Below are 12757 nucleotides of genomic sequence, written 5' to 3' on the forward strand. Positions count from 1 at the left end.
TGGAAATGCCGACGAAAAAGACCTTCGGCCTTTTCGGCGGAAACCCTGCGAAGGTAAGAGTCTTTATCAAAAACGATCCGGCGGAGGCCGCTGCGAAGTATCTGAAAGGGATCCTTGACAAAATGGGCCTTTCTGCGGTGGATATTCAGATCAAAGAGGAAGAAAACGGCGCGCAGCTGTCCCTTTCCGGCGATGATATCGGCTTTATCATCGGTCACCGCGGGGAAACGCTGGACGCGCTTCAGTATCTGACCGGCCTTGTCGCCAACCACATTGACAATTCCTATTACAGGATTACCATTGATATTGGAAATTACCGCGAGAAACGCAAGGAAACGCTGGAAATTCTCGGAAAAAAGATCGCGGCGAAAGCGATCAAGACCGGGCGCAATTCTTCCCTGGAACCGATGAATCCATATGAACGCAGAATCATCCATACCGCTGTCCAGACAGTGGAAGGCGCGAAATCCTGGTCCGAAGGCGAAGATTTGTCCCGCCATGTCGTGATTGGGCCGGAAGCGGGCGAACGCCCGGCTCCCCGCAGAAATAATTACGGCAAGGGACGCCGTCCGTACAATGACAAACCGCGCGGCGGCGGATATAACAACAGGCAGCCGAAATCCGGACCGAGCGTCGGCCCCGGACCGAGCGTCGGCCCCGGACCGAGCGCTGGCTCCGGACCGAACGCTGGCCCCGCAGCGAGCGTCAGCTCCGGTCAGAGTGCCGGCCCCGTACCGAGCGTCGGCTCCGTGCCGAGCGTCGGCTCCGTGCCTGCCCGCCAGCCGGTACAGAAGGCAGCGCCGAAAAATGAAGGCAAGGCTCCGCTTTATGGCCGCATTGACGTCAAGAAATAATCTTATAACGAAGCACTGAGGGCGGTTCATTGGAATCGCCCTTTTATTATTCTACAGATGATTTTATCTTATGAGGGAATAAAATGAAAAATGAAAACGGATATGCTCCGTCAGCAAAAACGATCGCGGCGATCTCCACGCCGCAGGCGCCGGGGGGAATCGGCATCGTGCGCCTTTCCGGGCCGCGGGCAAAAGAGATCGCCGGAAAGGTGTTCGCCTCCCGGCACGGAAAAACTCTGGAGGACGTGAAAGGGTATACCGCCCTTTACGGGAGGGTGCATGACGGCGAAACGGATATCGACGAGGCGATCGCCCTGAATTTTACCGCGCCCGCCAGTTTTACCGGCGAAGACGTGGTCGAGCTTTCCTGCCACGGAGGGCTGTATATCATGCGCCGCGTCCTGAAAGCGGTGTTTGCCGCGGGCGCGGTTCCGGCCGGACCGGGCGAATTTACGCGCCGGGCGTTCCTGAACGGAAAAATTGGGCTGACCGAAGCGGAATCCGTGATGCAGATCATTTCCGCGCAGGGCGGGCAGGCCGCGAAGGCCGCCCTCGCCGGTCATGACGGTGCGCTGGAAAAGAAAATTATCAAAATACGCGGAATGCTGATCGAAGCCGCCGCGCATCTATCCGCCTGGGCGGATTATCCGGAAGACGATATCCCGCAGGTAAACCCGGAAAAGCTGCAGACCACCCTTCTGACCGTAAAATCGGAGATCGGGCAGCTTCTGCGCCAGTTCGACGCGGGGCGGGCTATCCGCGAGGGGGTCGCGACGGTGATCGCCGGACGCCCGAACGTGGGAAAATCCACCCTGATGAATCTGCTCTCCGGGTGCGAGCGCAGCATCGTCACCGAATATGCCGGAACGACCCGCGATATTGTCGAGGATACGGTGATCCTCGGCGGCGTTCCTCTCCGTCTGTCCGACACCGCCGGAATCCGCCTGACCGATGACCCTGTGGAGAAAATCGGCGTGGACCGCGCGCGCGGAAAGCTGAGGGAGGCGCAGCTGGTTCTGGCGGTTTTTGACTCCTCTCAGGAGCTGAACGACGAGGACCGGGAGCTGGTTTCCGCGATCCGGGAATCCGCCGCGATCGCGGTGATCAATAAAAGCGATTTGCCTACAAAAATTAACGTACAGTATATTAGAAAATATTTTCAACAAATAGTATATATTTCCGCGCTTTCGGGCGAAGGACTGCAGGAGCTGAAGGACGCGGTGGCGGAAGTGCTGCGTACTTCGGAGCTGAACCCCGCGGACGGGATTCTGTTCACGGAACGCCAGCGCGACGCCGCCCGGCAGGCCGGGGACTGTGTAACGGAGGCGCTGACGGCGGTGGAAAGCGGGGTTACGCTGGACGCCGTGACGGTATCGATCGAAGGGGCGGTTTCCGCGCTTTTGGAGCTGACCGGCGAACGCGCGACGGAAGCGGTCGTGGATTCCGTCTTCTCGCATTTTTGCGTAGGAAAGTAAACGAATCATATTGGAGGAATACCTTTGAAATACGATGCCGGGAATTATGATGTTGTGGTGATCGGCGCCGGACATGCCGGAATCGAGGCCGCGCTTGTATCCGCGCGCCTCGGCTGCAGCACCTGTGTTTTTACGATCAATATGGACGCCGTGGGAAATTGCCCCTGCAATCCGTCCATCGGCGGAACGGCGAAGGGCCACCTGGTCCGGGAAATCGACGCGCTGGGCGGGGAAATGGGAAAAACCGCGGACGAGGCCATGCTGCAGAGCAGAATGCTCAATCTGGGCAAAGGCCCCGCCGTCCATTCCCTGCGCGCCCAGATCGACCGCCGGGAATACGGCAAGATCATGAAGCGGAAGCTGGAAACACAGCCGAACCTGCAGCTCAAGCAGGCGGAAATCGTGGACCTGGAGCAGGGAGAGAACGGCCTGTGGCTGGTCACGACCCGGATGGAAGCGGTCTACCGCGCGAAAGCGGTGGTGATCGCCACAGGCACCTATCTCGGCGGAAAAATCTACGTGGGCGACGTTTCCTATGAGGGCGGGCCGGACGGGATGTTTCCCTCGGCGTTCCTCGGCGCGGCGCTGAAAAAAATCGGCCTGCGCCTTCGCCGGTTCAAGACCGGCACCCCCGCGCGCGTGCTGAAATCCAGCATCGACTTTACCGGCCTTGAGGTACAGGAAGGCGACGAACCCGTCGTTCCGTTTTCCTACGATACCCTGACTCCGCTGAAAAACCGCGCGGTCTGCCATATTTCCTGGACGAACGATTCCACGAAACAGGTGATTCTGGAAAACATTGGGCGCTCCCCCATGTACAGCGGCAAAATCGAGGGGGTGGGCCCCCGTTACTGCCCGAGCTTTGAGGATAAGATCATGCGCTTCCCGGATAAGAAGCGGCACCAGCTTTTTATTGAGCCCTGCGGGACGGACACCGAGGAAATGTATTTGCAGGGAATGAGCTCTTCCCTGCCGGAAGAAGTGCAGATCGCTTTTTACCGCACGATCAAGGGATTGGAGCATGTGGAAATCATGCGCTGCGCCTACGCGATCGAATACGACTGCGTCGACCCGCTTCAAATGGAGGCGACGCTGGAATTTCAGGAATTTCCCGGGCTTTACGGCGCGGGGCAGTTCAACGGCAGCTCCGGTTACGAGGAAGCTGCCGCGCAGGGGCTGGTCGCCGGAATCAACGCCGCGTTGAAGGTACGGGGAAGGGAGCCGATGATCCTTGACCGCGCGGGCTCCTATATCGGTACCCTGGTGGACGACCTGATCACCAAGGGGGTAAGCGATCCTTACCGGATGATGACGTCACGGAGCGAATACCGCCTGGTGCTTCGTCAGGACAACGCCGACGAGCGTATGACGCCGACCGGCAGGAAAATCGGGTTGATTTCCGATGAACGCTGGGAACGGTTCCAGCAAAAGCAAAAACAGAAGGAGCAGGAGCTTTTGCGCGCGGAAAAGACCGTCCTGCCGCCGTCCGAGGCCCTGAACCGACTGCTTGTTTCACATGAAACATCGCCGGTAACCACCGGTGTGCGCTTGGTCGAGCTGATTCGCCGCCCGCAGCTGAGCTATGAGATTTTGAAGGAAATTGACAGGGACAGGCCCGACCTGCCTGCCGCGGTTTTTGAAAACGTGGAAATTGAAATCAAATATGAGGGTTACATCAAGCGGCAGAAAGCGGATATTGCGGAAATGCGCCGTCTGGAAGAACGCCGGTTGCCCGCTAAGATCAATTATAAGGAAATTGTCGGCCTGAGAACCGAAGCGCAGGAAAAGCTGCAAAAGGTGATGCCCGCGAGCGTCGGGCAGGCTTCCCGCATTTCGGGCGTCAGTCCCGCGGATATTTCCGTGCTGCTGATCTGGCTTGCGCGCGCCAGGGGGGAATAAGATGGAAGATATTCGCGAACGGCTGATTTCTTCCGCACAGGACGCGGGAATCGCGCTGAGCGGGGAGCAGGCGGAAGGTTTTCAACAATATATGGAGCTTTTGTTGAATTGGAATCAGAAAATCAACCTGACCGCCATTCAGGAGCCCGAAGAGATCGCGTATAAGCATTTTTTGGACAGTATTTTAATATTGAAGTATCGGGAGATGCCGGAAGGCGCGAAGCTGATCGATGTCGGCACCGGCGCGGGGTTTCCCGGCGTACCGCTCAAGCTGATGCGCCCCGGCCTGAAACTGACCCTGCTGGACGGGCTCAATAAACGCCTGGTCTTTTTGAAGGATCTGGCGGAAAAGTTACCTTTCAGCGCTGAATTTGTACACGCGCGCGCGGAGGAAGCCGGAAGGCAGGGCACCTACCGGGGAAAATTCGATTTTGCCACCGCAAGGGCCGTCGCGCCGCTGAATCTGCTTTGCGAGTACTGCCTGCCGTTTCTGAAAATCGGCGGGGTATTTATCGCGATGAAAGGGCCTGAGCCGGGGGAAGAAGTCTGTGCGGCGAAAAACGCCGTCGCTCTCCTGGGCTGTACGCTGGACGCAATCGAAAAGTTTGAACTGCCGAACGGGGACAGCCGCAGTCTGATACTGATCAGACGGACGGGACCGATTCCCGCGGCTTATCCGCGGCACGGGGCGAAAATTGCGAAAAGCCCGCTTTAAGCCTTCCTTCCTATGCGGGGGAAATCGTTTTGAGAACCGTGGCGCCGCTTCGGATAAACAGGAATCGTGTGGAAGGAACCCGAAAACACACAAACTGTCAAAAAGGAACAAATAAAAAATTTTTTGATTACCATAATTTTACAAAAAATCGCTGCGCTCCATGTTATCCTAAACAAAAAGGGACAAGCAGGGAGGCGGCGAATTTGCATATTATGGGTGAAAAGCGCAAAGTGGTTCAGATCAATATCGATTCCATCCATCCAAATCCGGCGCAGCCGCGGCGTTCGTTCAGCGAGCAGGAATTGCTGGAGCTGTCGAGAAGCATCCGGACTAACGGATTGCTTCAGCCGATTTCCGTCCGCCGCGTCAAAGGCGGCTACGAGCTGATCGCCGGGGAGCGAAGGCTGCGCGCCTGCAAAATGGCCGGGCTTTCCACCGTTGCCTGTATGATCAGCGATTGTTCCGCGGAAACCAGCGCCGTCCTTGCCATGACCGAAAACCTGCAGCGGCAGGATTTGCAGATCTTTGAGGAAGCGGAAGGAATCCGCCGCCTGATCGAGCAGTGGGACGTTACACAGGAGGAAGCGGCGCTTCGGCTGGGAAAAAGCCAGTCCACGCTTGCGAACAAGCTTCGCCTGCTCAAGCTTTCCGAAGAGGAACAGGAAAAGATCACCGCCTGTGGGCTGACCGAACGGCACGCCCGCGCGCTGCTGCGCATTAAAGAGGAGAAAGTCCGTGAGAAGGTGCTAGGACAGATTATTGCGAAACACCTGAACGTTCAGCAGACGGACGACCTTGTGGATAAGCTTCTGGAAGAAAATAAAAAAACAAAAAGCAAACGTACCTTTGTAATCAAGGACGTGCGCGTCTTTCTGAATACGATCAACCATGCGATTGAGACCATGAAACAAAGCGGTATCAATGCGCAGACGCTGAAAAGCGAAACGGACGAATATATTGAATGTCTGGTCCGCATTCCCAAGGCGCAGGCGACGGGTGGAAAAAAGCCTGCTTAAAATTGAGTATAAGAGTTTACTCCTATTTCCCTATATCATTTCCCACAAGGCAGGCCGAACGTGATGTTCGGCCTGTTTTGTTTCCATGTTTCACATGAAACATTCCCCGGCAGCTGGACTCCCTCAGTCAGGCTTCGCCTGCCAGCTCCCTCAAAGAGGGAGTTTCGGAGCACCTCGCTCACGATTCAACGTAGGCCGACTGGAAGCATCGCCGTAGGCGCCTGCCGACCGCATGGTCCGCGCCCGGCGCGGCGAAGGGAGCTTCGGAGCACCTTGCTCACGATTCAACGTAGGCCGACTGGAAGCATCGCCGTAGGCGCCTGCCGACCGCATGGTCCGCGCCCGGCGCGGCGAAGGGAGTCTCGGAGCACCTTGCTTACGATTTGGCGTAAGCTTGCTGGAAGTGTCGCCGTAGGCGCGTCCTGACCGGCAGGTCCGCTTCCCGACCGGCAGGTCCGCATTGTTTCACATGAAACATATGCAAAAAAGGGAGAAAAATCTTTATCTTCCGTGGAAAGAGTGCTATAATAAAATTACTATTCCGTTTATCCCCGAAATCGGGACAACTTGATGGAAAAACTGTGTTTCTGCGGGAAGAAATCCGCAGCCGGAGGGAAAGAATGGGAAAAATTATAGCGATTGCGAACCAGAAGGGCGGCGTCGGCAAAACGACGACTTCCGTCAACCTTTCCGCCGCGATAGGCACGAAGGGAAAGAAAACGCTTCTGGTGGATATTGACCCGCAGGGAAATTCCTCAAGCGGGGTGGGCGTTGACCGCCGGGCGGTGAAAAGTACCATTTACGAAGTACTGATCGGCGAAGCAAAGGCACAGGATGTGATTCTCCATACGGAGTTTGAAAATCTGGACATCATTCCGTCCAGCATGGACCTGGCGGCGGCTGAAATCGAGCTGGTCACGCTGGACCACCGCGAATCCATCCTGAAAAACGCGCTGGTACCGCTGAGAGAGCATTACGATTATATCTTTATCGACTGTCCGCCCTCGCTCGGGATCATTACGACCAATGCGCTCTGTGTGGCGGACACGCTTCTGGTTCCGATCCAATGCGAATATTATGCGCTGGAGGGACTGTCCCAGCTGATGAATACCGTGCGGCGCGTCAAGCGCCAGTACAACGGGCAGCTGGAGATCGAGGGCGTGCTGCTCACCATGTACGACGGGCGGCTGAACCTGACCCAGCAGGTGGTGCAGGAGGTCAAGAAATACTTCCCGCGGAAGGTGTTCGCAACGGCGATTCCCCGCGCGGTGCGCCTTTCCGAAGCGCCGAGCTTCGGCAGACCGATCCAGTATTTTGACAAGAGCTCCAGAGGAGCCCTTGCCTACGACGCGCTGGCGGATGAAATTATTCGGACCAATCAGGAATAAGGGGGGAGAGCGATGGCAGTCAAAAAGGGCGGACTTGGAAAAGGGTTGGACGCGATCTTCGCGGAAAACGACACCGAGGACCGCAACGCGGCGGTCGCGCTGAAAATCAGCGAGATAGAACCGAACCGCGCACAGCCCAGAAAAGACTTTAACGACGAGGCGCTGGCCGAGCTCGCCGATTCCATTTCCCGGCACGGGGTGCTGCAGCCCCTGCTGGTACGGCCGATTTTCGGCGGGGGCTATCAGATCGTAGCCGGGGAACGGCGGTGGCGCGCGGCGCGGATGGCGGGGATCGCCGAAGTACCCGCGGTCATCCGCGACATGAGCGACAGCGAGGTGATGGAGCTGGCGCTGATCGAGAACCTTCAGCGCGAGGACCTGAATCCGCTGGAAGAAGCGCAGGGATACCAGTCGCTGATGGAAACCTACGGAATGACGCAGGAAGAGGTTTCAAAGACGGTCGGAAAGTCGCGGCCCACCGTGGCGAACGCGCTCCGGCTGCTGAATCTGCCGCCGCGGGTCCTCGATCTGGTACAGTCCGGCTCGCTTTCCGCGGGACATGCCCGGACCCTTTTGAGCTTTCAGAATCCGGAAGAAATGCTGAAAGCCGCAAAAATGGCGGTGGAACAGGGTATTTCCGTAAGGGAACTGGAAAAAATGTCTAAAAAGGCAAACGGACAGCCCGCCGCAAAACAGCAGAAGGAAAAGAAGCGCATTCCCTATTTCAGCGAAGTGGAGCTGGCGCTGAACGAGCATCTGGGCCGGAAGGTACAGGTCACCGGGACGAAAAAGCGCGGGGTCCTGCAGATAGAGTTTTACGGAGAGCAGGATCTGAGCGACCTGGTCGGACTTTTCAACAAAGAATAGCAAAACGGTGGAAAACAAAGAAATACAGAAATCAGAGGAAGATAAAGGAGAACAGAACATGCTGGATATAAAATTGATTCGCAGCGATCCTGAGAAAATAAAAGCAGGTGCGAAAAAACGCTGTATCGACGTGGACGCGCTGGTGGACGATATCCTCAGAATCGACGAGGAACGCCGCGAAGTGACCGGAAAAGTGGAATCCATGAAGGCGGAACAGAACGCCGCTACAAAGAAAATTCCCGTAATGAAAAAAGCGGGTGAAGACACCGCTTTTCTCATGGCAAAATTAAAGACGCTTTCCGAAAAAATCAAAGAGAGCGGTGCGCAGCTCGGGGAGCTGGAGGAGAAACAGAAAACCTTGCTTCTTTCCCTGCCGAATATGCCGGACGAGGACCTTTCGGCGGGCGGCAAGGAAAACAACCAGCCCATCCGTTTCTACAGGGAGAAGCCCTCCTTTGATTTCGAGCCGAAAAACCATGTGGAGCTTTGCGAAAGCCTCGGCATGATCGACTATCAGCGCGGCGCGAAGCTGGCCGGGGCCGGTTCGTGGGTCTACCGCGGGATGGGCGCCAGAATGGAATGGGCGCTGCTCAATTTCTTCATCAGCGAGCATCTGAACGACGGCTATGAGCTGGTGCTGCCCCCGCACATGCTCAACTACGAATGCGGCTATGTGGCCGGACAGTTTCCGAAATTCACCGACGAGGTGTACTGGATTCAGAATCCGACCAGCACCGATCAGAAATTTATGCTGCCTACGGCGGAAACCGCGCTGGTGAACCTGCACCGCGACGAGGTCCTTACGCCGGAGGAGCTGCCGCGCAAATATATCGCCTATACCCCGTGCTACCGCAGGGAAGCGGGCAGCTACCGCTCCGAGGAGCGCGGCATGATCCGCGGGCATCAGTTCAATAAGGTGGAAATGGTGCAGTACACCACGCCGGAACAGTCAGACGACGCGTTTGCCGAGCTAGTGGGGAAGGCCGAGAAGCTGGTGCAGAAGCTTGGGCTGCATTACCGCCTGAGCAAGCTTGCCGCGGGCGACTGCTCGTTCTCCATGGCGCGCACCTACGATATCGAGGTCTGGATTCCCAGCATGGAAATCTATAAAGAGGTCAGCTCCGCCTCCAACGCGCGGGACTATCAGGCCAGAAGGGGCAACGTAAAGTTCAGGGGAGAGGACAAAAAGCTTCGGTTCGTCCATACGCTGAACGCTTCCGGCCTTGCGACCAGCCGCGTGATCCCCGCCATTGTGGAACAGTACCAGAACGCCGACGGCAGCGTGACCGTGCCGGAGGTACTGCGTCCCTTTATGGGATGCGAAATCATCCGATGAAATCGGAACGAATTCCCCCTGAGGGCCCCTGAAAAGGAAACGCCGCAGGGGGCGTTCCCTACTTATACAGATACAGAAGGTGTAACATGAATCAGAAGGAACTTATTAACGAATATTGCCGCGAGGTGCGGGTCGCCAGCTACGAGGTCGGCGCGCAGCGCCTTTTGAAGCTGAGCGTGCTGATGCGCATGTGCCAGGAAACAAGCGAGCAGCATGTCGATCTTGTGGGGCTGAGCTATGAAAAAATGTATGAGGACGGGATGGTATTCCTCCTGATTACCAACCGCGCCAGAATCAAACGAATGCCGGTACATAACGAGAAAGTAACAATCAAAACGCACCCGCGCGGGGTAAATGGGGCGCAATTTTACCGCGATTTTCTGTTTTACAGCGGGGAAGAGAAGATCATAGACGTCATGCAGACCTCCGTCATTGCCGACCCGGTGACGCATAAGGTGATGCGGCCGAAAAAATTTCTGGATTACGGTATTTTTTCCGGAGAAAAAGTCGGGCCGGAGGACCGCGTCGGCAAGATTACGGTGCCGGAGGATCTTCCGCTGGTGGGGGAAAGGCCGATCCGCTATTCCGATCTGGATTACAACCGCCATCTGAACAACACCATTTACGGCGATATTTTAACCGATTTTCTGCCGGGAGGTGCACAGGGAAATCAGTACGCGGAAGTACAGATCAATTATGTAAACGAAAGCGCACAGGGCGACGTTTTGAAAATTTACGCAGCGAAGGAAAACGGCCGGGTGCTGATGCAGGGCGTCCACGCAAGAGGGTGCGGTTTCACCGCCGCGGCGACCCTTTTGCCGGTCGGCGAAAAAGCGTAAACCGGTACGCTTTCCGGGGGCCTGGTTTCCGCTTTATGGAAAGGTGAAAATCTGATGCTTTTTGATTGAATATTCGCGGTTCAGATGTTATAATAACAAAATATATAAAAAATGAATGAAGAGAGAAAGCGGCTGGAAATGACAGTTTTGCAGCGGCGCGAATGTGACAGGAGGATAAGATGTTAAATACGAACTACTCAGAAAAGTTTGTAAAAGAAGGGCTGACGTTTGACGATGTTTTGCTGATCCCGGCGGAATCCCACGTACTGCCCCGGGAAGTGGACCTTACTACTCAGCTCACCAAAACCATCAAACTGAACACCCCGCTGATGACGGCGGCCATGGACACGGTCACCGAAAGCAACATGGCGATTGCGATTGCCCGTGAGGGCGGCATCGGCATTATCCACAAAAATATGGCGATCGACAAGCAGGCCGACATGGTGGACCGGGTAAAGCGTTCTGAAAACGGCGTCATTGTAAATCCGTTTTTCCTCTCTCCTCAGCATTTTGTACACGACGCAAATGAGATTATGGCGAAATACCGCATTTCCGGCGTGCCGATCTGTGAAAACGGCAAGCTCGTGGGCATCATCACGAACCGCGACATGCGTTTTATGACCGACGAGGATTACGACCAGCCGATTTCCGCCGTCATGACCAAGGAAAATCTGGTCACCGCCCCGGTCGGGACAACCCTTAAGCAGGCACAGGAGATTCTTCGCAGGCACAGAATCGAAAAGCTTCCGATTGTTGACGACAAGGGCAATCTAAAGGGGCTCATCACCATTAAGGATATCGAGAAAGCCGTGCGTTATCCCAGTTCCGCAAGGGACGCGGGCGGCAGGCTTCTGTGCGGCGCGGCGATCGGCGCCACCGGAGACGTGCTGGAGCGCGTCGCGGAGTTGGTTAAGGCACAGGTCGACGTGGTTGCGCTGGACTCCGCTCACGGCCACAACGACGGCGTGCTCGAGGCAGTCAGGAAGGTCAAAAAGGCGTTCCCGAACCTGCAGCTGATTGCCGGAAACGTGGCGACCGGCGAAGCGACCCGCGCGCTGATCGAAGCGGGCGCGGACAGCGTGAAGATCGGCATCGGCCCCGGCTCCATCTGTACGACCAGGATCGTCGCGGGGATCGGCGTCCCGCAGATCACGGCGATCTACGACGCGGCGTGCGCCGCGGAAAAATACGGAATCCCAGTGATTGCGGACGGCGGAATCAAGTTTTCCGGCGATATCGTGAAGGCGCTCGCCGCCGGAGCGAACGTGGTCATGGTCGGCTCTCTGGTCGCCGGCTGCGAGGAGTCCCCGGGCGAAACCGAGCTTTATCAGGGCCGTCAGTTCAAGGTGTACCGCGGCATGGGCAGCCTTGCGGCCATGGGCCAGGGAAGCCAGGACCGCTATTTCCAGCAGGATCAGAAGAAGCTGGTTCCGGAAGGGGTGGAAGGCCGCCTGCCGTACAAGGGGCCGCTGTCGGAGACCGTTTATCAGATGGTCGGCGGCATCCGTTCCGGCATGGGCTACACCGGCTGCGCGGACATACAGGCCCTTCACGAAAAGGCGCGGTTTATCCGCATTACGGGTGCCGGCCTGAAGGAAAGCCATCCGCACGATATCCAGATCACGAAGGAAGCGCCCAACTACTCCTTCTCCGTATAATTCTGGTCGGAATCGGGAGATACTGATTTTAGAAAATAAAAGCGGGCTGGCGATTCCCCGTCCGCGGGGGATTCCCGCCCGGTTTATAAGGAAGATTCCGGGTAAAAACCGCGCTTAAAACGGTTTTTTTAAAATTATTGAGAGAATGTGTTGACAAACACAGGAAATTCAGGTTATAATATAAAACGCTCCGTTTCCATACAGAGCGGAATATGGCGGCATAGCTCAGTTGGCTAGAGCATTCGGTTCATACCCGAAGTGTCATTGGTTCAAATCCAATTGCCGCTACCATGATATGGCCCGGTGGTCAAGCGGTTAAGACACCGCCCTTTCACGGCGGTTTCACGAGTTCGAATCTCGTCCGGGTCACCATATTTTATTCTGTACACGCGGACTATGGACGCATAGCTCAGCTGGTTAGAGCGCTCGCCTCACACGCGAGAGGTCATGGGTTCGAGTCCCCTTGTGTCCACCAAATAAGAATGCACCCTTCGGGGTGCTTTTTTATGCTCAGTTAAGGGGACTCGAACCCCGGGCGCAAGTAGGGAGAAACGCCCGGCCTACCGTATCTTTTGGCTTGGGGAGGGACTCGCGGAACGCGGGCCGTTGTACGACCACCCGAGTCCCCTTGTGTCCACCAAATAAGAATGCACCCTTCGGGGTGCTTTTTTATGCTCAGTTAAGGGGACTCGAACCCCGGGCGCAAGTAG

General features: G+C 56.4%; 10 protein-coding genes and 3 tRNA genes. All 13 read left to right on the top strand.

Going from position 1 to position 12757, the window contains the following annotated elements; all coding sequences use genetic code 11:
* Positions 1–854 (top strand): RNA-binding cell elongation regulator Jag/EloR (gene jag, locus ACQGQ5_RS15385; RefSeq protein WP_455737354.1); only part of this gene is annotated, 854 nt, incomplete at its 5' end.
* 83 nt (positions 855–937) lie between these two features.
* Positions 938–2329: a tRNA uridine-5-carboxymethylaminomethyl(34) synthesis GTPase MnmE gene (gene mnmE / locus ACQGQ5_RS15390; protein WP_455737355.1), complete on the top strand. Its 1392-nt coding sequence runs from the start codon at positions 938–940 to the stop codon at positions 2327–2329.
* 24 nt (positions 2330–2353) lie between these two features.
* Entirely contained in the window at positions 2354–4228 is a 1875-nt protein-coding gene (mnmG, locus tag ACQGQ5_RS15395) for a tRNA uridine-5-carboxymethylaminomethyl(34) synthesis enzyme MnmG (RefSeq protein WP_455737356.1), read from the top strand.
* A gap of 1 nt (position 4229) precedes the next feature.
* The gene (gene rsmG / locus ACQGQ5_RS15400; RefSeq protein WP_455737357.1) at positions 4230–4943 is read left to right on the top strand and encodes a 16S rRNA (guanine(527)-N(7))-methyltransferase RsmG; all 714 of its coding nucleotides are present in this window, start codon (positions 4230–4232) and stop codon (positions 4941–4943) included.
* Between the two features lie 212 nt (positions 4944–5155).
* Positions 5156–5959 carry a ParB/RepB/Spo0J family partition protein gene (locus ACQGQ5_RS15405; RefSeq protein WP_455737366.1) on the top strand — a complete coding sequence of 268 codons (804 nt, stop codon included), beginning with the start codon at positions 5156–5158 and terminating at the stop codon, positions 5957–5959.
* Between the two features lie 620 nt (positions 5960–6579).
* Positions 6580–7347: a ParA family protein gene (locus ACQGQ5_RS15410; protein WP_455737358.1), complete on the top strand. Its 768-nt coding sequence runs from the start codon at positions 6580–6582 to the stop codon at positions 7345–7347.
* A gap of 12 nt (positions 7348–7359) precedes the next feature.
* Complete coding sequence (locus tag ACQGQ5_RS15415; RefSeq protein ID WP_455737359.1) at positions 7360–8214, top strand: ParB/RepB/Spo0J family partition protein; 855 nt, start codon at positions 7360–7362, stop codon at positions 8212–8214.
* Between the two features lie 58 nt (positions 8215–8272).
* Positions 8273–9550: a serine--tRNA ligase gene (serS, locus tag ACQGQ5_RS15420; protein ID WP_455737360.1), complete on the top strand. Its 1278-nt coding sequence runs from the start codon at positions 8273–8275 to the stop codon at positions 9548–9550.
* A gap of 86 nt (positions 9551–9636) precedes the next feature.
* A complete protein-coding gene (locus ACQGQ5_RS15425) occupies positions 9637–10389 on the top strand; it encodes an acyl-[acyl-carrier-protein] thioesterase (protein ID WP_455737361.1) in 753 nt (250 codons plus the stop codon).
* Between the two features lie 179 nt (positions 10390–10568).
* Entirely contained in the window at positions 10569–12047 is a 1479-nt protein-coding gene (gene guaB, locus ACQGQ5_RS15430) for an IMP dehydrogenase (protein ID WP_455737362.1), read from the top strand.
* 214 nt (positions 12048–12261) lie between these two features.
* A tRNA-Met gene (locus ACQGQ5_RS15435) sits at positions 12262–12338 on the top strand.
* Positions 12339–12344: 6 nt separating this feature from the next.
* Positions 12345–12419: transfer RNA gene (locus ACQGQ5_RS15440), tRNA-Glu, on the top strand.
* 26 nt (positions 12420–12445) lie between these two features.
* Positions 12446–12522 (top strand) — tRNA-Val (locus ACQGQ5_RS15445).
* Positions 12523–12757: the final 235 nt, after the last annotated feature.

The sequence above is a fragment of the Caproiciproducens sp. genome (assembly GCF_053840905.1).

Coding starts and splice junctions, on each gene's coding strand:
- mnmE (WP_455737355.1), top strand. CDS start 938: ATGAAAAATGAAAACGGATATGCTCCGTCAGCAAAAACGATCGCGGCG.
- rsmG (WP_455737357.1), top strand. CDS start 4,230: ATGGAAGATATTCGCGAACGGCTGATTTCTTCCGCACAGGACGCGGGA.
- ACQGQ5_RS15405 (WP_455737366.1), top strand. CDS start 5,156: ATGGGTGAAAAGCGCAAAGTGGTTCAGATCAATATCGATTCCATCCAT.
- ACQGQ5_RS15410 (WP_455737358.1), top strand. CDS start 6,580: ATGGGAAAAATTATAGCGATTGCGAACCAGAAGGGCGGCGTCGGCAAA.
- ACQGQ5_RS15415 (WP_455737359.1), top strand. CDS start 7,360: ATGGCAGTCAAAAAGGGCGGACTTGGAAAAGGGTTGGACGCGATCTTC.
- serS (WP_455737360.1), top strand. CDS start 8,273: ATGCTGGATATAAAATTGATTCGCAGCGATCCTGAGAAAATAAAAGCA.
- ACQGQ5_RS15425 (WP_455737361.1), top strand. CDS start 9,637: ATGAATCAGAAGGAACTTATTAACGAATATTGCCGCGAGGTGCGGGTC.
- guaB (WP_455737362.1), top strand. CDS start 10,569: ATGTTAAATACGAACTACTCAGAAAAGTTTGTAAAAGAAGGGCTGACG.